The sequence below is a fragment of the Lacrimispora xylanisolvens genome, from assembly GCF_002934545.1.
Classification (GTDB): Bacteria; Bacillota; Clostridia; order Lachnospirales; family Lachnospiraceae; genus Lacrimispora; species Lacrimispora xylanisolvens.
In genome coordinates this window covers 1-22,280 of the sequence record NZ_PTJA01000023.1, presented here as the reverse complement: position 1 = coordinate 22,280, position 22,280 = coordinate 1, and the positions used below count along the sequence as shown (strand labels likewise).

Genomic DNA, 22,280 nt, shown 5'->3' with positions numbered 1-22,280 from the left:
GAGCCAGTGCAAACAGTCAGACAGTACAATACTACTCATATTTTAGCATAAGCGAATCACAAACCGGTTTATATCCGATTTTCTGATATATACTATTGGATGTTGGATTCAACAGATCCGTGTATAATACACATTTAGTAAATCCTTTATCTAAAGCTATCTGGCTTAATTGAGCCACACATGATGAGGCATATCCTTTGCCACGAAAATATGGAGGCGTATATACAAATGCTACACCAATAGCTGTTTGCATCTCTCTCGTAAATCCTGCCATAGAAACTGGTGAGCCATCAATTTCTAAAACATAAAGTTTCTTTGTAGACAATCTGTAATGATACGGGTCAGCACCTTGTGGAATAGACATTTCAGTATTTCCATATACAGCTGCCGCATTAAACGCCTCCAGCCAATAAGGGAAAAAATGCATATCTTTTTCTTCCAATAATCGCACAACTCCAAATTGCTCAATAGCAGGATTTACGGCAGTAAGCTCATATATTCTCTGACTCATTGTTGTCTTAAATGATAATCCCTTTTGAGTTGTATATTCTTTAGCAAATGTGTTTGCCAGTTCTTTTTCCGTTGTCACCCCCGGAATATTGTATTCATCCAACCCATCTATTAAACATTTTATAGCTTGTTGATTAATTATATTTCCTGTCGAATAAAGTGTGATATTATGTGGAGGCGTCATTAAAGCAATCAGGCAAATACCCCTAATATCAGAAACAGTTGCCATAACCCACTTTGCAGGATCTCGCCAATCCGTTTTATCTTTGCCTTCATTACCAGTTATAATATTACCTAGAAGAATCATATTTTGCGATTCATCACACATTAGAGCTTCATATGTATCTTTATAAAACTCATGCACATCTGTATATAATTTATATTGCATTTTACGATCTCCTTTTCGTTAAATTGATTTCTTTACAAGTTCAATAAAGTCCGCTAAATAAGGTGATATCCATTTTGAATTATGGCAGAAAAGCTGAATGTATATTTTGTAATCATTTTTATAAGGAAGAGCGTCTAATAAATTAGAGGATAGTTCTTTCCTAACCGCCAGATCAGGAAGTACGCACAGGCCCAGACCACTCACGGCCATTTCTTTTATTGCCTGAACACTTCCTGCTTCCAAAACAATTTGATAAGGAATACCATGAGATTTTAAATCATATTCAAACGCTGTACGGTAGTTACAGCCTATGCCTGTCAGTATCAACCTCTGATTGGTAAAATCCTTTATATCCAGCACATTTTTTGATGCTAACGGATGCGTTGGTGCGGAAAGGACCAGAATTTCCTCGCGCTTTTTTAATAAAGAAGTTATTGATGGATGCTCGATGGGGTTTCCTATCGTTAAAGCGATATCAATTGTGTTATCGGTCAACTGCTGCACGACCTGATCGTTTTCAATTAGTTTTAACTGAAGTAGAATGTTGGGATGGGATTTTTTATAGATGTCTACAATTTCCGGTAGTTTAAAAATACAAAGTGATTCAGAGACCCCGATAATGAGCTGTCCACTAGATGAAAGGCTGCTGTCAATTCTATCTTTGATATTTGAAGCAAGAGCCAGCATTTCTATTGCACATGGCAATAACATTTCTCCGTTTGCGGTAAGAAAAACCCTCTTTCCAATACGATCAAGGAGTTTAGTGTTCAGTTCCTGCTCCAATTGCTGAATTTGTGCAGAAATACTGGATTGTGCGTAGCCGAGCTCATCGGCTGTTTTGGTATAGTTTTTATTTTTTGAGAGAACAACAAAGGTTTTGAGCTGCTTTAAATCCACAACAATTTACTCCTTTCTTTAACGATCGAAATAATAGATAATTATAATAGAAATGTATAGTTTTACAGATAGATAAGTGTATAGTAACATAAACATACAGCAGGCGCAATTAAAAATTCCAGTGTCTAACTGAATTTCAAGTTTAAGGAGCAAATATGAACGCAGATATTTTTCCAGAACCGGTCTTAAGTCTGACCGAGGCAGATATTCCAATAAAAGGTGTGAAGGCTTACCTGTCACAGGGGGATAATCATCAAATCAGGGGGTAACTACTATGAAAGAGGAATTGAGGGAAAAAGTTCTCGGCTTAGGAGCGAATCTTTGTGGATTTGCAGGAATAGAGCGATTTGCGGGAGCACCCAAAGGATTTCACCCATGTGATATATTTCCGGATTGCAAAAGTGTGGTTGCTTTTGGAATAGCCCTTCCCAAAGGAATATATATAGGTGATTCCAGATTAATATATTCCTACTTTAATAATTTTGCTTGTCCGCAAGTTGATAGTATTGCTTATCATACCGCAGTTGTTTTAGAGAATACATATCACGGGGTGGGAGTGCCGTTACCCAGCGATGGACCTTATGACTATTGGGATGAAGATAAAATGGAAGGTCGAGGCTTACTGTCAATGAAGCATGTTGCATACCTTTCCGGAATGGGTACGTTTGGCAAGAGTACGCTTCTGCTCAACAGAGAGTATGGGAACCGCCTGGTGATCGGCTGTGTTTTGACCAATCTGGAAATAGAATCCGATGAATTTGCTTCCGGCATATGCCTTGAACATTGTGATTTATGTATCCGAAACTGTCCGGTAGGGGCAATCAACGAAAATGGAGTCCGGCAGAAAACGTGTCGAACGAACAGCTATGGTAAGACAAAACGTGGCTTTGATACTGTAGAGTGCAATCGCTGCAGAACTACTTGCCCGATGTGTTTTGGGTTGCATACCTAATTTTGTAAGTCGCCTTGACAAAAAAATAAGAACGAGATAATATAGTTGATAATATCAATTAGTTCGGAGGCGCGGTATGAATAAAGAGGAAATGATCAGAAGCGAGATAAGATTAATCGTGAGGGAGTTAGGGTTATTAAATCACAATTGCTTTCATTCAGGCTTGACACTTGCACAAGCACATATATTAAATTATCTAAGGCAAAACGGAAAGACTCCTTTTAATGAATTGTTGATAAACCTGGGTATTGATAAGGCATCACTTAGTAGAATAATTAGTAATTTGGAGGCAAAGAAATATTTAGAATTAAAAAAGTCCGAAGATGATAAGAGAATGAAAGATATTTGCCTTTTACCATTAGGTCTGACAACTATTAATGATGGGGATCATAAAGCAAATATATTTATGAATGAAATTTTAGGTTTAGGAGATAGCCAGGATGCAGACAATATTGTTAGAGAATTTAGAGTATTCCGTATTCTTGCATTAAAAAACAATCTTAGAAAGAATGATTCTAGAATTTTGATTGAAAAAATCTCAGAAAATTATATGGAGGATTCAATAAAATTAGCAACAGAAGTATTTGCTAATGAGCAGGGTATTCCGGCAGAATTAATTGAAATTGATGCTAATTTAAATCCAGTCTGGTGGTGTGCAAGAGTAGGTGGAGATATTATTGGGGTTGTCGCAGCATGGAAAGAGAAAGATAAATGGAAATGGGGAAGATTTGCTGTGGATAAAAGACTGAGAGGTTTAGGTATCGGTCAAAAAATGGCTATTCAATCATTAAAAGAGATTTTTAGACATTATACAGATGAGTTATATATTGAAGCAAGAGAAGTAACTGTAAATATGTTATTAAAATTTGGGTGTAAAGTTATTGGAGAAACAGAAGATTTTTATGGCGAACCCATAACACCAATATTATTAAATAAAGAATTGTTTGATGAACATTTGAAAGGCTCTAAAGGAGACTTTAAATATGAAAAATAAAAAAGTGCCAAAGGATAATTCTGGAACTATTAAGACCAATCTACGTAGATTCATAATTGTGGCAACGATAGTATATACAATTTTAGTATTATATTTCATGTTTCTAGGATTTAATAGAACAGACGCCAGAATCAATTATAGTAAGTATACATTTATACTTATCCCGGAAGTTATACCCCTTAGGTTTCCGGAATTAACAATGTCCTGGTTATATGATTTCGGAAACATTGCTGCCTTTATTCCTTTTGGAATTATAGTTCCATTGCTATATCGTATCCGTTTTAGAAAGTTTATCTCATTATTTGTATTAGTGATTTCATCCTTGGAAATACTACAGTCTCTAACTTTCATGGGTACATTTGATATTGCGGATATTATATCAAATACATTGGGTGCAATCATAGGATTTATTGCTTTTAAGGTAGGGTTTTCCACAGGGATTACCTTTAGTAAGCTTGTTGCTTCAGCTGTATCTATTCTTATATCAATACTTTTGATTATTGTTGTTTCTGAAACAATTAATTATGGTGTACATGTAAATGAAACAATAGGACAAGTTCAATCAATAACCGAAATCAGTAAAACAGCTCCTGAAACCGAACCACTTTCATCTTTCATGGTTCAGGGCGAAAACGCAAATCCTACATTAAATTTATATAGCAGCAGGGACGGAATAAGTAAGGAGTATCTATTTAAAGTAGACAGGGAAAACCCGTGGATTTATGCTACTTGTGGCATTCCAGACGGAGAAGAATACAAAGGCTCAGTCACAATTTTGGTCAATGGAGAAGAGTTGTTTCAATTTAGTGGTAAAGACGAGGATAGAAATATTCATAAAATGAAAACATTTTATAATGCAGAATTAAAAGAAATGAAAATTATAGTCACTGGAAACGCTAAAGTATGGGATGTAGGCATCGCAAAAATAAAACATTGGTGGGAGTAACTGGTAAACGAGGCGGAGAGCTAATTCTTCGCCTTGCTTATTCATAGAAAAGTCTGTTAGTACATAAAATAAATTTAGTCAAAATATTAGAATAGTTGAAGATATGACCGTACTGCATAACAGGCCGATCTCAATTGATAAAAAGGAAGGATGAATTTAAATATGGAAAATTTTTTTGACTTAACAGGAAAAGTAGCTGTAGTAACAGGAGCCAGTTCAGGGCTTGGTGCAGATGCGGCACTAGCCTATGCAAAAGCAGGAGCGGACGTTGCATTACTGGCAAGACGTATTGAAAAGTTAAACATAGTTAAAGCAGAAATTGAGAAAACAGGCAGAAAGGCAATCGCTGTAGGATGCGATGTTTCAAATGAGGAAAGTGTAAAAACAGCAATGCAATCTGTGCTTGATACCTTCGGGTACATAGACATTTTGTTAAATAATGCAGGAGTTGCTGTTGGTGGTGGAGTCGACAGTATGTCTGTAGAAGATTGGGATAAATCCTTTGATACGAATGTGAAGGGAATCTTTTTAGCAAGCAAATATGTACTTCCAAAGATGAAGGAAAGAGGTTATGGTAAAATTGTTAATATTGCATCCGTAAATGCAGTTGTTGCAGATAAATTTGATGTATTTATCAGACATTCCTATAATTCTTCCAAAGCTGCAGTGGTTGGATTAACAAGAGCTATGGCAGCTTCTTATGCCAAATACGGTATCACTGTGAATGCCATTGGACCGGCTCTTTTTGAAAGCGAAATGACGAGTGAAACTTTATTTAAGTCGGAAAATTTTCTAAACCAATATAATACAATGAATCCTGCAGGACGTCCGGGAAGAAAAGGGGAATTAAATGGTACAGTTCTCTATCTTTCCAGTGATAGTTCCAGTTATGTTCAGGGCCAGTTCATAATCGTAGATGGCGGTGGAGCTCTTGTATAAGATTGAGCAATTTTAATTTGGTATACTAATTATTCTCTGATTTTCAATATAGTCCATGTGTTAATGGACAGGAAACGGCTGGGAAAGTTTGACGTCCCTTTGATTGTGAGGTATTACATCGATTGACTTTCGGCTTTGGGGAAAGTACAATAAATTTAACTTGTTGATCAAAAAGTTAAATTCATTGTAAAGGATGGTAATTTATGAAAAAAATTTACATAATACTCTCTGTTCTTGGCACAATCATTCCATTTACTATTTTTGTGCCGTGGATGCTTACAAATGGGCTAAACTTACCCCTTTTCGTTAGTGAATGGTTATCCACATCAATTTCCAAATTTTTTGCTGCCGATTTTATTATTACATGGTTGGTTTGGCTCGTGTTCATCTTTGTTGATCATAAGAAAAATGGCATTAAATTATGGTGGATACCTTTCGTGGGTAATTTCTGCATAGGTTTATCTTTTTCAGTCCCATTCTATCTATATTTACGCGAGAACAAAAGACGATGAAAGAGGAATAAATTCCTTACTCCACTGTGAAAGGCGGGGTGAGGAATTTCATCGTTTACGGTATTCCCGAGGCGAACATCCTGTAAGTTGCTTGAATTGCTTATTAAAATTAGACAGGTTGTTAAAACCGCAGTTGCAGGAGATTGCTGATATGTCATCCTCTGTCTCTGTCAGTGCTGTGCAAGCAGCTTTAATCCTGAGATGGGTCAGAAATTCAATTGCACTGCAGCCAACCGCTCTTTTAAAGCAGTTCATGAAGTGACTTGAACTAATGGTGCATTGAGCTGCAAGCTCCTTAATCGTAATGGAATTCATATAGTGATAGGTCATATACTCCAGAGCAGGACGAATTAGGGAAGAATAACTGATTTCATCGTCCCGGGACGAAGATAAATTTTCTTTTTTTTCAAAATACCAGCAAAGCTCCAATAGATTACTTTTTAGTAAAAGATCATCATAAGCATTGCTTTTGTTAGCACAGCTTATGAGTGATTCTGTCAGGGAACGGATCACCGAATAATCCGGGTGGCTTAAGTCATATTTCATATTTACCCGCAGTTGTCCAGTAATTAGCGGTCGTATACAATGGGTACTGCTGCGATCATTGCTTTCCAGTCCAAGCATACTGGCATGAAATACAAAGGCAATATAATGCAGATTCATGTTGGAAGAAGGATAGGCGGCATGCAGCATATTGGGAGAAATCAAAACCACATCCCCGGAGTTTACAGAAAAGTGTTGGTCTCCACAGATAAAATCTCCCTTTCCCTGCAATACATAATCAATTTCAAATTCGTTGTGCCAGTGCATGGGTACGTTAGGAAAAAAATCCGGTATAAGGCAATCATAAACACTGTAGGGAACCAGAGAGGAACTGTGCTGGCGCTGTTCTTTATTACTTTGAGATGCAGCAATTGTATATTTCATATTTATACCCCGTGCATATCGCAAGCAAGCCTGCGGTACTGCATTAATAAGTCGTTTAAAAGGAACTTTCAAACACATCCTCCATGAATAAAAATCTGAATAATAATTTAAATCATAGAATAGTATCAAAAAAAGATAGTATATGAGAAGAAATGCTATCATCTATAGAGTATTATATCATTGTAATCCCAAAAATCAATTGATCTGCAGGAGGGGGTACTATGAAATTTTTAAATGACAATGGAGCATTGGTATTTTACCATAATGGCGAAATGGGACGAATTGAACCTTGGAGTAAGGATTCTGTCAGAATACGTACCACCATGCTTGGCAAGTTTAATGGAAATGACTGGGCATTGACAGAAAATATTGAGACCATACATAGCAGTGTAAAAATTGAAAAGGAAAATCATTGGGTAGGAGATGGAACGATTGATCAAAGGGAAGTTGCTTCAATTACCAATGGTCATATTAAAGTAGTTGTAAATTTTGTGGGTATCATTTCATTTTATAAAGACGACAAGCTGTTCCTGCGTGAATATTACCGTATGTATGACGGAACCATTTCCAAAGAGAGCCGTTGCTTAAAAGTGATTAACCGCCAGTGGAAGGGAATTATTGGTGGAACCGATTATTCCTTAAATGTAAAATTTGAAAGTAATAAAGGTGAGAAAATCTTTGGTATGGGCCAATATCAGCAAAATGATATGGACTTAAAGGGCTGTGTCCTGGAACTGGCACAGCGTAATTCCCAGATCTCAGTTCCTTTTGCGGTATCTTCCCTAGGCTATGGCTTCCTTTGGAACAATCCGGCAGTTGGCCGTGTAACCTTTGGTAAGAATTATACCGAGTGGATTGCCAGCTCTACAAAGGAGATGGATTACTGGATCACTGTAGCAGATTCACCAAAGCAGATTTTGGCAAACTATACCGCAGTTACAGGTCATGCTGATAGTTTTCCGGAAGATCTGATGGGGCTTTGGCAATGCAAGCTGCGTTACAGAACTCAGGATGAGGTTCTGACAGTTGCCAGGCAGTATCAGAAGGAAGACATAAAGATTGACCAGATTGTCATAGACTTTTTCCATTGGACCGTACAGGGCGATTGGAAATTCGATACGCAGTACTGGCCCAATCCTAAGGCTATGGTAGATGAACTCCATGCTATGGGAATTAAGGTTATCGTATCAGTGTGGCCTTCTGTGGACCGTAAGAGTGAAAACTTTGGTCCGATGATGGAAAGAGGCCTTTTGATTAAGACAGAGCGTGGTGCTGCTCAAACCTATGATTATCAGGGAGACTGTGTGGAAATAGACCCTTTCAATCCCGAGACACGTAAGTATGTATGGGAAGTGTGCAAGAAAAATTATTACGATTTAGGCATTGATGCTTTCTGGCTGGATAACTCCGAACCGGATTATGGTGTGTATGATTTTGAAAATTACAGATATTGTGACGGACCGGCACTTAGTATCAGCAATATGTATCCGCAGATGTACAGCCGCTTATTCTATGACGAAATGAGTAAGGAAAATAGGCCTGTTGTAAATCTTCTTCGTTGTGCTTGGGCCGGCTCCCAGAAGTACGGCAATGTAGTTTGGTCCGGTGACGTGCCAAGTACATTTGAGGCCTTCGCAGACCAGTTACAGTGCGGACTGAACATGGGACTTGCAGGCATCCCTTGGTGGACCACAGATATTGGCGGTTTTATGACAGAGGATGTTAATGATCCTGATTTTAAAAATCTCCTGATACGTTGGTATCAGTTTGCTGTATATTCAGCTGTAATGCGTATGCACGGGGACAGAGGCCCTTACAACATTCCACCGCTGGATAACAGGGACTGGGGTGGCGGCTACCTTCATACAGGCCAGCCAAATGAGCTTTGGAGTTATGGAGAAGACAATTATAAGATTATGAAGAAATACTACGATATCCGTATCAGTATGCATGAATATATTAAAAAACTTTATGAAGAGGCTCATAGGAATGGCTCGCCCCTGATGCGTACTATGTTCTATGAATTTCCGGAAGATGAAAAATGTTGGGAACTTCAGGATCAGTATATGTTTGGTGAAAAATATCTTGTAGCGCCGATTCTTCATCTAAATGAATTCAAGAGAGACGTATATCTCCCTGACGGTGAGTGGATCTTGACCTCTACAGGAGAAACGTATACCGGCGGCTTAACGGTAGCAGTTGATGCGCCAATTGAATATACTCCGGTATTTGAGCGCAAGGCAATCGGCTTATAAGGCTCAAAGCCATAGTCCTTTCTACATGTAGATTAAACCACAATAAGAACTCCTCCTTATCGTGGCATGATAAGGAGGAGTTCTCTGTTGCTTGCATTCGGTTTTGTTAAACCATTGTTGTTCCGCCATTGTCTGAGATAATCTGTCCGGTGGTGAAGTTGGAAGAGATGAAGTAGCGAACTAAAAGATCCATTTCTTCCAAATCTCCTGCTCGCTGCAGGGGGGTGCTTTTCAGTCTTGCTTCCATAACTTCCGGGGGAGCACTATAGTACATGTCGGTTTTATGAGATCCGGGGGCAATCGCATTTACTGTAATGTTATGAGGCCCAAGTTCGCAGGCAAGGGACTGGGTTAACCCTCTAATGCCGAATTTTGAAGCAGCATATGCGGTACAGCCTGGCATTCCACGCAGACCAACGGCAGAGGAAACATTAATGATCCTGCCGTAATGCTGCTTTATCATCAGCGGAGTGAAGTAGTGGCACATATAGAAAGTACCCTTTAAATTCGTATCAATTACTGCATCAAAATCTTTAGGATCCATATCAACCAGGTTGACATTTTGGTAAATTCCCGCATTATTAATTAGTACATGCAGGTTTTCTCCGAATGTGCTTACTGCGAACTGATAGAGTTCCTGAACACCTTTAGCGCTTTCAACCTGTAACGGAAAAATTTCTACCCTGACACCGAAACGTTCTGACAAATCTTTCTTGACACCTTCTGCAAGACTGACATTTGAATTATATGTAAAGATAACGTCATAGCCCTCTCTTGCAAGCTCAATGGCCATTTGTTTACCAAGGCCTCGTGAAGCACCGGTAACAATTCCGTATTTTTCACTATTCATTTTTCTAAATGCTCCTTCCTTAAAAAACAATAATTATGCTATTGAAGTTATGTTTTTATAGAACGCGGATAGAATGATACCCTTGATGAATCGCATCGAGGATTTTTCCTGGCTGGATATTGTCACCGATTACCACAGATTCAAAGCCTGCATTCTTGATCTGATTGTACAGGTCTTGATTGGAGCGGAATCCAACAGCAAAGACTACGCTGTCACATGAGACTTTCTGTAGCTGTCCGTCTTTTTCGTAAAGGATGGCATCATCCATAATTTCGGTAAGCTTTGCACTGGAAAGTATCTTTAATCCAGATTGCTGTACCAGATATCGAAGGTTCTGATCATTTGCTACGAAATGTGAGGCAGTTTTTAATATTCCATCCATCATCTCTATAATTGTGACATCATGCCCCTGCATTGATAACTCTACAGCTGTTTCACAGCCTACCAGACCGCCGCCGACTACAACTACCTGATTACCGATATTTTTTTTATGAAGCAAAACATCTTCTGCTAACGTCACATGTGCCTTATCATATCCAGGAACCTTTATCATAATTGGTTCTGCACCGGTGGCTACTACTACAAAATCAGGGTTGAATTTAGTGACATCTTCTATTCCTGCATGGAAGCCTAATCTCAAATCTATTGCATGCTTATAGATCTGGCGAACCAGGTATTCTACGTGGGATGCAACATCTTTCTTAAATCTAGGAGCTCCTGCAACAGTCATTTCACCACCAAGATAAGTATTCTTTTCCCACAGGGTTACCTGAAAGCCTCTTTGAGCAGCAGTAATGGCTGCTTTCATTCCCCCGGGACCTCCTCCTATTACCAAAATACGTTTGTTCTCCGTAGCGGGAGAGAGGGCATATTCCTTTTCGTAGCCGGTTGTTGGAGTGACAGCACAGGAAAGAATTTTTCCGTTCATGGCATTATAATGACATTCTCCGCAGCCAATACAAGGAATGATTTCGTCAAGGCGATTGTTTTTGGTTTTGTTTGGCCAATGGGGGTCTGCCAGCAAGCCATGACCGATTGCTATAAAATCAGCAGCATTTTCTGCCAAAGCCTTTTCCGCAATATTGGCACCATCTAATTTACCATGAACCATAACTGGCATATTTTTAACTATTTTCTTGATCTGCTTTACCGCCTCAATATCAAATCCTGGTTCTTGGTATACACTACTGACCATACGCCATCTGCAATTGTACGCGCCACGCCCCACGTGAAGTAAATCAACGTCCATCTCATCAAGCATCTTTGCAACGGCTAAACCTTCTTCCAGGGGTCGTTCTGGTCCATCTACACTATCAATGGTAAGTTTTACAGAGATAGGAAATCTGGATCCGCACATTTTTCTGATCTCTTCGATGATCTCCCTTAGAAATCGGGTTCTGTTTTCAAAGCTGCCGCCGTATTCGTCTGTTCTTTTGTTCCAATACGCAGATGTAAACTGGTCAATTAAATAACCTCCGTAGGCATGAACCTGAACCATGTCCACACCTGCTCTCATCGCCAGCTGAGCAGAATATCCCATGGCTTTTACCAGCTTCTTAATCCCTTCTACTGGCATTTCACGGCAGATTAAGTCAGGAAACGCGTAGCTGGGGACGGGACTTGAAGAGTATGGTGGCGTAAAGGGATCAATGAAACTCATTCTCCCAATACCCGGAGAGAGCTGTAAGCACAACTTTGAGCCGTACATATGAACCTGGTCTGCCAGAGTTCCTAACCGGTCATTTTGATGAAAGTTATTGTGCATATTACAGGGTCTGGGTTCATACTCATCGCTGCAGACTGTGCAGCCGGTGATGATTAAACCGACGCCGCCTTTCGCTCGTTCTACCAAGTAATCAATATTGCTTTGTGTGAAGCCACCATCAATATCTGCTGGCTGCCCCATAGGGGCTAATGCAATTCTATTTTTAATTGTCAAATTACGAATTTTACCTTCTTGAAAAAGTAACATAGGATTACTATTCCTCCTTTTGTTGATTTATTTGTTTGGATATTATAAAATGTAGGTGCGACGGCAGAGTACCGCCGTGGTATTTGAAAAAAAATTAAATAAAAGTGTGAAAAAATAGTACCGAGGTAATAAAAAATAGTATAACAGTACTAAGGATATTACTTTATCTTTTTTTTGTCAATCTTTTTTTAGGAGGATTTATGTCAAAATCAATTAACAACAAGACACATAGAAGGATCGTGGAGTGTGCATTGAAGTTGTTTCGGGAAGAGGGTTATGATAATGTAACGATTCAGGAAATATGTCAAAACTCGAAAATTACGAAAAGCACATTCTATTATCATTTCCCATCAAAGGAATCGCTGATCGAAGAATTTACCGAACAGACATCCCGAACAACCCAAGAAAATTTTGCAGAAATTTTGGCACTGGAGTCAAATATTTTGCAGTTATGGGCAATTTTTAATTCTTATATTAAAAAAAATAATGAATACGGTTCGTCCGTGGTGGGACAAGTTTACCGCACGTTTTTGAGCACTTGTGATGAGACAGACTTTCCAAAGTACCTGATTTTATTCAATACAGTGGTGATCCTCATTGAAAAAGCTCAGAAATCCGGAGAGATTCAGAACATGTCACAGCCGGAGCAAATAGCAGAAGCCTTATATTATGGCTCCCGCGGCATCGTCTATTCCTGGGCTGCAGGGCAGGGCGGATTCTGTCTTCAAGAGAAGTTTAAAAATTTATTCAACGGGCTACTGCTTCCGGTGAAAGCCCATACCATCAGTTTTGAGGAAACGAATGATCAGGAGAAGAAATAATATAGTCTTATGAAAGAAGCTGCAAATGTTGCAGCTTTTTTTTATGGGATTTTTGAGAAACTGAAAGCATTTAAAAAAAAATTGCTAAAAATTTAACAAAAACAATTGACAATTTTTTATTTATTGGTATGATATAGCTGTGAAATAGAACCGAGGTACTAAAAAAACAAAGTGTAAGTGCTAAAAATCCATCTGGCATCAAGAATAGGAGAAAAGTATATATGTTGGGGTATATTAGCATTTTTATTGGCATTGCCATTGTAATGATTTTGATGATGAGGAATTGGAGCCCCCTGATCGTCGGGATTGCAGCAGCAGCAGTGGTAATTGTTCTGAACGGGTTACCGTATAGCGAAACAATGTCTAATACATATTTTGTTAAATTCTGCGATATGTTTCTGGCACTATTTCCTGCAATTTTTTCCGGTAGTCTTTTGGCTCAGGTGTTTAGCAGATCCGGAGCGGTTATCACCATAGCAGATAAAATGGCAAATGCAATGTTTAAGGAGGGATCGTCTCAGACTCGAAAATACATTTCTGCAATTCTTGCACTGATTGCTGTTAGTGGTATTGTCTGCTATTGCGGTATGAACTCACTGGTTACCTTAATTGCCACCTACCCAATCGCACTACGCATCATGGAGAGAGCGGATATTCCAAAACGTTTTGTAATGGGGATTCTGACCTGCGGAGTTTATACGTTTGCCATGACGGGACCAGGATCAGCAGAAATCGTAAACATACTGGCAATGCAAATATTAGGCACTCCGTCTTATTCGGGGTTTTATGGAGGTATTGTTGCCATCATTGTTGAAATTATTGTCACCACCTCACTTTTGACCCTGATGATTAAAAATGATGTGAAACGGGGGGCCAGATTTGAGTATGGACCGAAGGATCTACTGCCTATAGAAGACAAGCCAAGACCAGGATTTATGAAAGCCTTTGCTCCGCTTCTTCTGCTTCTGTTACTATTCAACTTTTTTGCACTTGATATTTTTACCGCAACGATGATCAGCTGGATGGTTTCGGTGATATTGTTTTACCCGTATCTTGGTGGAATGAGTGAATTGAAGGAAAGCGTGTCGATAGGAGGAAAAATGGCGTTTATTCCTACTGGCTCCGTTGCTTCAATTGTGGGATTTACAGCGGTCGTTCAGACTTTGCCTGAATTTCAGAGTATGATTGACGGTATTTTTAATTTAAATGTGCCTGTAGGATTCATCTTAATCCTATCTGTTTGTTTAATAGCCGCCATCACGGGAAGTTCTTCCTCCTCTATTCGAATTGCAGTTCCACTGGTTATGGAACGATGCCAGAAAGCAGGGCTCAGTCTGGCATATATCCATAGAGTATCTTGCTTTGCAAGCTCCATTATTGATGAGCTTCCCTGGTCATCAGCAGTAGTAATCAACATGGAAATAGCTGATCTCAAGCTGAAAGATGGGTATCCGCCGATTTTTGTATCCAGCTGTGTAGCCACCCTCTGTGGTACGGCGGTTTGTGCAATTTTCATGCAGCTGTTTCCTTATTTGCCTTAGTTGAGACATCACTTAAATCTATTATATTACAGGAGGAAAAAATATGTCTGATCAATATGCGGGAGCATTGAAAGGATCAAATGACGACAATGATGTTTTAGTATACATAGAGCCAAAGAAAAGAGCGATGGTTACGATTTCGCTTCTTGTGGGCTTTTTTGGAATCCATTTCTATATGCGTGCTTTTAGTATGTGTACCGCTTATATCATGGCTGACTGGAATGCAGGAGAATATTACTCTGCAGGAAAAGCATTGCAGACCGCAGTTATGGTGGTGGCCACTTCCGTTTCGGCACGACTGATTCCTAAATGGGGAATCAGGAAGATCATGGGCGGTTCGCTTATTATCGTGATTTTATGTAATTTTGGTACTCTGTTGGCAAGTAACCTCCCCATGTTCCTAATCATAGTAATGCTACAGGGAATTGGTAATGCGGGACTGATCAGCAATATGATTAGCTTGATGAACAAGATCTGGCCGCCGTCAAAACGAGCTATGTGGCTTTCAACCATTGGAATCACACAGGGAATTGCTGCAATTATAGTTCCAACTCTGGCTGGTTTGCTAGTCGATCGAATGGGATGGCAATCGGTCTACTATATTATGACAGTCATTCAGGCAATCGGTCTTGTTTTAACTCTGGCGATGACACCGTCAAATACGCAGCAAAGAAATTACACTCCACGGAGGTTTGATTCGATTGGTACCTTAATTTTCATAATTTGGATCAGCTGTATCGTACTTGCATGTAATTTTGGAAACTCATGGGGTTGGACCAGTCCTAGAATTATTACTCTTCTAATCGTAGGTCTCTTAGGGCTGGCAGCATTCATAATAGTAGAGATGCGACTTGGTTCCGACGCGATATTCCCTGTTAGACTATTTAAGGACAATCGAAATGTAGCTTACATCTTTATTCAGTCATTTTTTGGATGCGCAGCATGCATGGGGCAGTTTGTGTTTGTTATCTATTACATGCAGGTGGTTATGGGTACAACAGCAGCAATGTCGGCGCTGCCTTTTACGGTATTCTCCATTGGAACTCTCGTTATGAGTCCTATTTATGGTGCACTTTATAAGAAGTGGGGCAAGAGCAAAGGACTTCTGGCAATGTGCACACTGCTTGTTGCACTGAACGCCTTCTTTTATGGGATAACACTGTCACCAACCACTAGCTTAGGCTTAATCTTCTTCATCTCAGCCTTCGGTGGTCTTGGACACTGCTGTCTTGTTACGCTATGCTATAATGCCGCAGATGAGTACCTGCCGAAAAGTAGGATCGCAGATGGCAATGCGGTAGCTTATATTGCAATCTGTATCGCCGGAAGCGTTGGGCTTGCAATTATGCAGGCAATCAGCAATGCAGTGGCTGCATCCAAAGTTTCGGCTGGAATGGAAGATCTGGCTGCTCGCGCGACGGGATATGAGACAGCTATGTTAGTCGCTGGACTTTGTGGTTTGCTGGGTGTCGTTGCGGCACTGCTCTTGAATAGTAAGATCAAAGAGAATGGTGCAATATAGAGCTGATTAATTTGACTATAGAATGACCACGTGCTAAAATATAAATAGAACTATAAACGGTTTCTATATTTGTAAGATTTATAAGAAGATCATTTTGCATATCAATAGAGTACAGACTCCCAGATTTTATATAAATAATTTTGGGAGTCTATTTTTTAATACAAAATAATTTAATGCATATATTAAATTGGGGATGAGACCATAATGCAGATACGTTAGCTTGTGCTATATGAATAAAACGGAAAAGTACGCCATTTTCCTTTTAAGTCGGGAAAAGTAAATATTATAACAGGTCGATGCCGAGGCAATTGTAAAACAGGAGGAAAAGTAAATGGTACTGGAATTTAATCTGGAAAAATATCTGACAGGAGGCGTTGAAAATATCGTGAAAGGCGCGATAAAGGCCACCTTATCTAATCCACAAGAGAGTATCTTTATGGCAAAATATGCATTTAGCAGCAAGGAAGCCTCAAAGAAAAGGGCGCAGGCCGAGAAAAATGGGGAGCATATTCCTCCATTTTTAATTGCGAGTATTACAAGCAAATGTAACCTGCATTGTACAGGCTGCTATGCTCGTACAAATCAGGCTTGTGTTGATTCGGCTCCGGTTTGCCAGCTGACGGATGAGGAATGGAAAAGAATATTTATAGAATCCCGTGATCTTGGAATTGGATTTATTCTATTGGCAGGTGGAGAACCAATGATACGAAAGGATGTAATTACAGCAGCAGGTGAAATACCAGAAATAATATTTCCCATTTTTACAAATGGAACAATGATCAATGACTCTTACATAGTGTTACTGAAAAAATTTCGCAACCTTGTTCCTATTCTCAGTATTGAAGGACGTGAGGAGAAGACAGATGAACGACGAGGGGAAGGCGTATATCAGAAGCTAACTTGTGCTATGGATTTAATGAAGAAGAATAAAGTGCTGTTTGGAGCTTCGGTTACTGTGACAACTGCGAATCTGAAAGAAGTGACATCAAAAGAGTTTCTTTACCAACTTGAAGAGAATGGCTGTAAAGTCGTATTTTATGTGGAATTTGTTCCTGTTACCAAAGAGGCAACAGAGCTGGCACCAGGAGATGAAGAACGAGAATATTTGAAAGACAAACTGAATGAGATCAGACAATCGTATGATAAGATGGTATTTATTTCATTTCCCGGAGATGAGAAGACATCTGGCGGATGCCTTGCAGCAGGAAGAGGATTCTTTCACATTAATTTCCATGGTGGAGCAGAGCCATGTCCGTTTTCACCATATTCGGATATGAATGTCAGAGATACATCAGTTAGAGAAGCATTGAATTCTAAACTATTCCAAAATTTACAGAGGGAAAATGTGCTGATGGAAGAACATGAAGGTGGCTGTGTCCTATTTGAGCGGAGAGAGCAGGTAGAAGCACTGTTACAGATTTAAGTGCTAAAGTATAATACAGACTGAATTAATGCGACTCTCTATTCCCCTACTGAGAGCCGCATTTAATGCTTTCCATATATGTTTCATTGGACTTAAATGGTTTGCGGAAACTTTTATCACCATTTAACCTCTGCGCATATTTGTAAAAATGCTTCTAATGAAGGAGAGAGCCATTTATCTCTATGGTGAACAACCTGAGTAAACAGTTTTAAATTCCCCCCGTTCCAATTAATCATAGAAAGCTGATTGGATTCTAGTTCCTCGTTTACGGCATACAAGGGCAATACTGCTATTCCAAAGCCCCGTACAGCAAATTGCTTCAGGTCAGAGATGCTGGCGGTTTCCAACATAATTCTAAATGGTTCATTCGCTTCTTCCATAACCTCCTGAAAAATATTTTTCCAGCAACTACTATTCGATATTAAAAGCATAGGATGACTTGATACATCGTGAGGAAGTACGTTGTCTGCACCAGCTAAAGGGTGATCCGGGGAAACAAAAAGGCATAATGGTTCTTCTTGACATAATTGTACTGTTATCTCTGGAACATTCCATTGCTTGTCCAATAATACGGCTACATCAATTTGATTTTCTTTTAACCACGTTTCCAATTCATTGGCGGAACCGATTTTTATATTAAAATTAACCTCTGGATACTGTTTGCGATATTCTTCTAATAATTTAGGCAATTTAACAGAACAGATGGATTCATTTACACCAATCGTTAAATTACCATGTGGAGACTTTAATAAAGAGAGAGAGCTTTTTGACTTTTCCCATAAAAAAAGAAGTTGCCTTGCATCTATAAGGAACTGTTCACCTTCGGGTGTAAGACAGATCTTCTTTCCTAATCTATCAAATAATTTCACCCCTAATTCTTTCTCCAATAGTTGAATTTGGGAGGTAATAGATGATTGAGCATATCCAAGCCGGTCTGCTGCCTTTGTGAAGTTATGCAGCGTAGCCACAGTTACAAATGCGATAATTAAACGTATATCCATAATATTGCACCTTCCATCTGATTATTCGATTGTATCAATGAAAACAATTGATTTTACCTATTAAACAAATCGTGTTAACATGATATCACATCTCGATAACAAACACAAATGGAGGTAGTGATGTGAAAGAAATATTTATTCGTAGAAGTATTCGGGAATTTAAAAACATACCTGTGGAGAAAGAAAAAACAGATAAATTGTTACGGGCAGCTATGCAGGCACCATCAGCGGTAAATCAACAGCCATGGGAGTTTATTGTTGTTGAAAATAAAACATCTCTACAGAAACTGTCCCAGGCGATGCCAGATGCGAGACCGGTTTTGAATTCTGGGTTAACACTTATTTTAGTGGCTGATAGCAAAAAATTCAGATATGAACCAGATTGGATGTTGGACATGAGTGCTGCGGCTCAAAATATTTTATTAGAAGCTGTCCATTTGGAACTGGGAGCAGTGTGGATGAGTATCTCATCGGTAGATTCTGCTATCAGTTATGTGCGGGAGATGTACCAACTACCATCAAATATCAAACCGTTTGCATTGATTGCAATTGGTTATCCAGAGAGACATAAGAATCAATTTATAGATCGATATCACACGGAAAAAGTCCATTACGAAAGATGGTAATATTGGAACATTGAAAGGGGAATTGGTCATGTCTAAAAGAATTGTTGTAATAAATGGAAGTCCAAGAAAAAATGGAAACACGGATCTTTTAATAGATGCATTTATTCAGGGGGCGGAATCTGGCGGGAATAGCGTTACTAAATTTAATGTGGGTAGAATGAAAATCACCGGATGTACCGATTGCAAGTATTGTTTTACTCATTTGGGAGAATGTGCAATAAAAGATAACATGCAGGAAATATACCATGCTTTATATAACGCTGATATGTTAGTATTAGCTAGTCCTGTTTATTGGCATGGTATGACAGGACAAATAAAATCTGTAATAGACAGAATGAATGTGGGTACGGCGAAACCGATGCCTATAACAGCTGCAGCGTTGCTTTCAGTATATGGCGACACGGATACTGAGGCGGTAGAACCAACGATTAGCCATTATAAAGCTATAATCAAGTATATGGGGTGGATGGACTTCGGGATCGTGACTCAATCTGAAGTTATGGAAAAAGGGGACATTAAAGGTCTTTCAAGCCTGGCGGCAGCAAGGGATTTAGGAAAGAGCATTCAATGAAGTAAAATGACAGGAAAGAAAGTAATGAGGATATAACAAAAATTGTATTTGATATTATAAATACTTGATTATACAATAGTCGTAGATGTCCGTCTTTATAAAATCTGATTCATGAAGGAGTGTACAGGATGAAACTAGGAGCAACCTTATATATAAAAAATACCATTGAAGCTGTGGCACTTTACACAGAAGCATTTGGACTAACCTTGGGATACCATGAGAAATTTCAGGATGGAACATTTATGCATGCGTCATTACTTAAAAACGGACAAGAGATATTTGCTGTCAGTGAATCACATAATGATAACTTTGTTAATATCATGCTCACATCATCATTAGAAGGATCTCGCCCAACCATGAGCTATGGTATTAACTTTGAGAGTGAAGAAGAAGTAAAAAGGGCATATGAGATGTTAGCGGAGGATGGAAGGGTGCTATTAGAGCTGGGGGCCCTTCCATGGAGTTCCTGCTGTGCGGAGGTCATTGATAAGTTCGGCGTATACTGGTATATCTCAGTATAGAAAAAATACAGTGTTGCTAAGCACTGGCCTCATCTAATGAAAGATGGCATTATCAAATCCATTGATAGAATAATAAATAGGTATCTCGGGTGGCTGGCAAGATGGCTATCCGGGATTTTTGCATACAAAGGATCTAATACACCACTGGGACTAGTATAGCATAATTTATATTATCAAGAAAACTAGGGGGATACAAAATGATAATAGGAAGTGAAGTTAATAGTGATGTAGTAAAAAGTTATCCGCAATATGTAAAAGAACCAAATATAACACCGCTTATTTTATCTAAGGTAGCCATGCAGCAGCTGACGGCAACCGATTCCAGAGGAGATTCGTTACAGATGGCAGCTACAAAGGCTGTCAATGCCATGAAGAATGAGTATGGACAAGGGGCGAGCACATTGGTAATGATATTCAATGCCAGTGGTGAGACACTAAGGTATCAGGCCAATAGGAACTGGTCAGGTGAGACTGAAAAATATCCCTTTGATACAACAATAGCCAATGGAGAATACAGTGTATTTTTGCATGTAAAGGCAGGAATCTTTACTGGTTCGGTGGGAAGCGTGGTTTTTAGAGGAGATTCAGGCTCAGACTTTTTGTTCGCCTGGGATAATCCGTATATCGGAAGCAACAGTTCTTATGTTGATGTTCAAAGCAAAGATTACTGGCCGAGTGTACAGTCATGGAGTGAGGTGGAGAGCAGGCTGACATCGTCAGGTATTAGTTCTAATGCTGATAACGGCACCTTTGCTGTCAGCTCCATGATAGGGTCAGCTACGTCTCCCATTGCACAATTTAAGGTTATCAGAAAGGCCTGATTGATAGAGGCAGCTAAAGATTCTGCTATTTCTGAACTGAGAAATAGCAGAACCTTTCTTAATATAAGTTCGAAATGTACAGGAGCTATATGCTCTTATAGATAATAAGGAAGGAATGGAAGAAAATGAACGATACCTTAGATTTTAATGACACTCAAACACTGATTGATGCTCTGTATAACAATGAAGTGAACACCATAGAACGGTTCCGCTACAGCAAACCACAGGCGCAGATTGATGATTTGAAGAATTGTGCTAAGGCCTATGAAGAAGCAAACAATTTGCTGCAGATGGAGAAACAACAGTCTGGGAGTCCAGACAATGATAACTCACAGGTACAGGATATATGGCAGGCAGCCAGAGCCGGAGTTGTATTTTCCTATGAAACCATTAAAAATTTTAAGCTTAGGGCAGAATATCTAAGTAAAATAAGTGATTCTATAAAATCATTTGAGTACGATCCTGTAATCAGGACATATAAAAACCCTTATTTTAGAAATGACATTATAGATCCCAATGAGGAGCTCTATGATATGATTAATAATTCTATTAAAAAATGGGCGAATAAAACATCAGATGTATGGGGAAATACAGCTGCCTACAATAAAAAAACATATGATGATTTTATAAAAGATAGGAATTTTAATCTGGAGCCGTATGTGGTGAGGAATGCAGGGAAGGATCAACTTAAGATTTTGTCATATATGCGGTATTTTGGTACCGCCCTGATTGTCTTCACACTGGGAATAATCACCTGGCAATTGATAGAAGCACAGGATAAAAAACAAGCAGGAGCAGAGATTCTGGTCAGTGTGGGAGGAGCTTTCGGAGGAGGCCTGTTAGGAGAAATGGGTGGTACTTTGCTTTTTGGCTGGATCATGGGAGACCTGGGAACTGTGATAGGTGGTATACTAGGGGGGGCGGTTGGAGCTTTTGCAGGAGGTATTGCGGCAGAATGCCTTTTTGATGCCATGATGCAAGCCTTTTTTTACACACCGAAACTTGACCGGTTGACAGGCAATTTATTCAGCGGTCCGATTATGTATGAACTGACACTGCCAGATAATATGTCTTTATCTGGTAATTTAACAGGCAGCTTGTGAGCTTAGAGCACCAATATTTCATATCCTGAACGTTTCGCTTCATGATTTGATGTTATAAATCTTAAGCCCTTGGCTGTGCCAAGGGCTTATTTACTTTATAGGAAATTCCGCAAATAGTCAAAAATAGTGTATAATAGTATTGAAATAAAAAATAGCATAGCAAAAGAGCGAAGGTGTGACTTCGCCAT

Annotated in this window: 21 protein-coding genes; 15 read left to right on the top strand and 6 right to left on the bottom strand. The window is 39.2% G+C overall.

From position 1 onward, the window contains the following. Nucleotides 1–31 precede the first annotated feature (31 nt). Together BXY41_RS26295 and BXY41_RS26290 are read right to left on the bottom strand one after the other, a co-directional pair. Nucleotides 32–898: a GNAT family N-acetyltransferase gene (locus BXY41_RS26295; protein WP_104439846.1), complete on the bottom strand. Its 867-nt coding sequence runs from the start codon at nt 896–898 to the stop codon at nt 32–34. Between the two features lie 18 nt (nt 899–916). Further along, a complete protein-coding gene (locus tag BXY41_RS26290) occupies nt 917–1,795 on the bottom strand; it encodes a LysR family transcriptional regulator (protein WP_104439845.1) in 879 nt (292 codons plus the stop codon). Nucleotides 1,796–2,069: 274 nt separating this feature from the next. Between BXY41_RS26290 and BXY41_RS26285 the strand changes: the two genes are divergently transcribed. The 5 genes from BXY41_RS26285 to BXY41_RS27530 all read left to right on the top strand — a co-directional run bounded on the left by BXY41_RS26285 (nt 2,070) and on the right by BXY41_RS27530 (nt 6,138). After that, entirely contained in the window at nt 2,070–2,747 is a 678-nt protein-coding gene (locus tag BXY41_RS26285) for an epoxyqueuosine reductase (RefSeq protein ID WP_104439844.1), read from the top strand. A gap of 76 nt (nt 2,748–2,823) precedes the next feature. After that, nucleotides 2,824–3,741 (top strand): GNAT family N-acetyltransferase, encoded by a 918-nt coding sequence (locus tag BXY41_RS26280; protein ID WP_104439843.1) that lies wholly within the window; start codon nt 2,824–2,826, stop codon nt 3,739–3,741. Beyond that, nucleotides 3,731–4,687, top strand: coding sequence for a VanZ family protein (locus tag BXY41_RS26275; RefSeq protein ID WP_104439842.1), 957 nt, complete (start codon nt 3,731–3,733; stop codon nt 4,685–4,687). Before BXY41_RS26280 ends, BXY41_RS26275 begins: the two co-directional genes overlap by 11 nt. Before the next feature lie 162 nt (nt 4,688–4,849). Then, entirely contained in the window at nt 4,850–5,626 is a 777-nt protein-coding gene (locus BXY41_RS26270; RefSeq protein ID WP_104439852.1) for an SDR family NAD(P)-dependent oxidoreductase, read from the top strand. A gap of 203 nt (nt 5,627–5,829) precedes the next feature. Next, nucleotides 5,830–6,138, top strand: coding sequence for a DUF2834 domain-containing protein (locus BXY41_RS27530; RefSeq protein WP_104439841.1), 309 nt, complete (start codon nt 5,830–5,832; stop codon nt 6,136–6,138). Nucleotides 6,139–6,186: 48 nt separating this feature from the next. Here the strand turns inward: BXY41_RS27530 and BXY41_RS26260 are convergent, their stop codons facing one another. Continuing rightward, nucleotides 6,187–7,065, bottom strand: coding sequence for an AraC family transcriptional regulator (locus tag BXY41_RS26260; RefSeq protein ID WP_170072609.1), 879 nt, complete (start codon nt 7,063–7,065; stop codon nt 6,187–6,189). 221 nt (nt 7,066–7,286) lie between these two features. Between BXY41_RS26260 and BXY41_RS26255 the strand changes: the two genes are divergently transcribed. After that, nucleotides 7,287–9,320 carry a glycoside hydrolase family 31 protein gene (locus BXY41_RS26255; protein ID WP_104439839.1) on the top strand — a complete coding sequence of 678 codons (2,034 nt, stop codon included), beginning with the start codon at nt 7,287–7,289 and terminating at the stop codon, nt 9,318–9,320. A 106-nt stretch (nt 9,321–9,426) separates the two neighbouring features. Here the strand turns inward: BXY41_RS26255 and BXY41_RS26250 are convergent, their stop codons facing one another. Both BXY41_RS26250 and BXY41_RS26245 read right to left on the bottom strand, forming a co-directional pair. Continuing rightward, the gene (locus BXY41_RS26250; protein WP_104439838.1) at nt 9,427–10,170 is read right to left on the bottom strand and encodes an SDR family NAD(P)-dependent oxidoreductase; all 744 of its coding nucleotides are present in this window, start codon (nt 10,168–10,170) and stop codon (nt 9,427–9,429) included. A gap of 55 nt (nt 10,171–10,225) precedes the next feature. Beyond that, the gene (locus BXY41_RS26245; RefSeq protein ID WP_104439837.1) at nt 10,226–12,142 is read right to left on the bottom strand and encodes an FAD-dependent oxidoreductase; all 1,917 of its coding nucleotides are present in this window, start codon (nt 12,140–12,142) and stop codon (nt 10,226–10,228) included. A 200-nt stretch (nt 12,143–12,342) separates the two neighbouring features. Between BXY41_RS26245 and BXY41_RS26240 the strand changes: the two genes are divergently transcribed. The 4 genes from BXY41_RS26240 to BXY41_RS26225 all read left to right on the top strand — a co-directional run bounded on the left by BXY41_RS26240 (nt 12,343) and on the right by BXY41_RS26225 (nt 17,449). After that, nucleotides 12,343–12,963: a TetR/AcrR family transcriptional regulator gene (locus tag BXY41_RS26240; RefSeq protein ID WP_104439836.1), complete on the top strand. Its 621-nt coding sequence runs from the start codon at nt 12,343–12,345 to the stop codon at nt 12,961–12,963. A 221-nt stretch (nt 12,964–13,184) separates the two neighbouring features. Beyond that, nucleotides 13,185–14,504 (top strand): GntP family permease, encoded by a 1,320-nt coding sequence (locus BXY41_RS26235; protein WP_104439835.1) that lies wholly within the window; start codon nt 13,185–13,187, stop codon nt 14,502–14,504. A gap of 43 nt (nt 14,505–14,547) precedes the next feature. Then, nucleotides 14,548–16,026 (top strand): MFS transporter, encoded by a 1,479-nt coding sequence (locus tag BXY41_RS26230; RefSeq protein WP_104439834.1) that lies wholly within the window; start codon nt 14,548–14,550, stop codon nt 16,024–16,026. 331 nt (nt 16,027–16,357) lie between these two features. Beyond that, the gene (locus tag BXY41_RS26225) at nt 16,358–17,449 is read left to right on the top strand and encodes a radical SAM/SPASM domain-containing protein (RefSeq protein WP_104439833.1); all 1,092 of its coding nucleotides are present in this window, start codon (nt 16,358–16,360) and stop codon (nt 17,447–17,449) included. A gap of 116 nt (nt 17,450–17,565) precedes the next feature. Here BXY41_RS26225 and BXY41_RS26220 read toward each other — a convergent pair whose 3' ends face one another. Next, entirely contained in the window at nt 17,566–18,450 is an 885-nt protein-coding gene (locus tag BXY41_RS26220) for a LysR family transcriptional regulator (RefSeq protein WP_104439832.1), read from the bottom strand. Nucleotides 18,451–18,572: 122 nt separating this feature from the next. Between BXY41_RS26220 and BXY41_RS26215 the strand changes: the two genes are divergently transcribed. The 5 genes from BXY41_RS26215 (at nt 18,573) to BXY41_RS26195 (ending at nt 22,092) form a co-directional block, all read left to right on the top strand. Beyond that, complete coding sequence (locus tag BXY41_RS26215) at nt 18,573–19,076, top strand: nitroreductase family protein (RefSeq protein WP_104439831.1); 504 nt, start codon at nt 18,573–18,575, stop codon at nt 19,074–19,076. 28 nt (nt 19,077–19,104) lie between these two features. Further along, entirely contained in the window at nt 19,105–19,647 is a 543-nt protein-coding gene (locus BXY41_RS26210) for a flavodoxin family protein (protein ID WP_104439830.1), read from the top strand. Between the two features lie 128 nt (nt 19,648–19,775). Continuing rightward, entirely contained in the window at nt 19,776–20,168 is a 393-nt protein-coding gene (locus BXY41_RS26205) for a VOC family protein (RefSeq protein ID WP_104439829.1), read from the top strand. A gap of 197 nt (nt 20,169–20,365) precedes the next feature. Continuing rightward, nucleotides 20,366–20,989 (top strand): hypothetical protein, encoded by a 624-nt coding sequence (locus BXY41_RS26200; RefSeq protein WP_104439828.1) that lies wholly within the window; start codon nt 20,366–20,368, stop codon nt 20,987–20,989. 125 nt (nt 20,990–21,114) lie between these two features. After that, nucleotides 21,115–22,092, top strand: a complete 978-nt coding sequence (locus tag BXY41_RS26195; protein ID WP_104439827.1) for a hypothetical protein — start codon at nt 21,115–21,117, stop codon at nt 22,090–22,092. Nucleotides 22,093–22,280 lie beyond the last annotated feature (188 nt).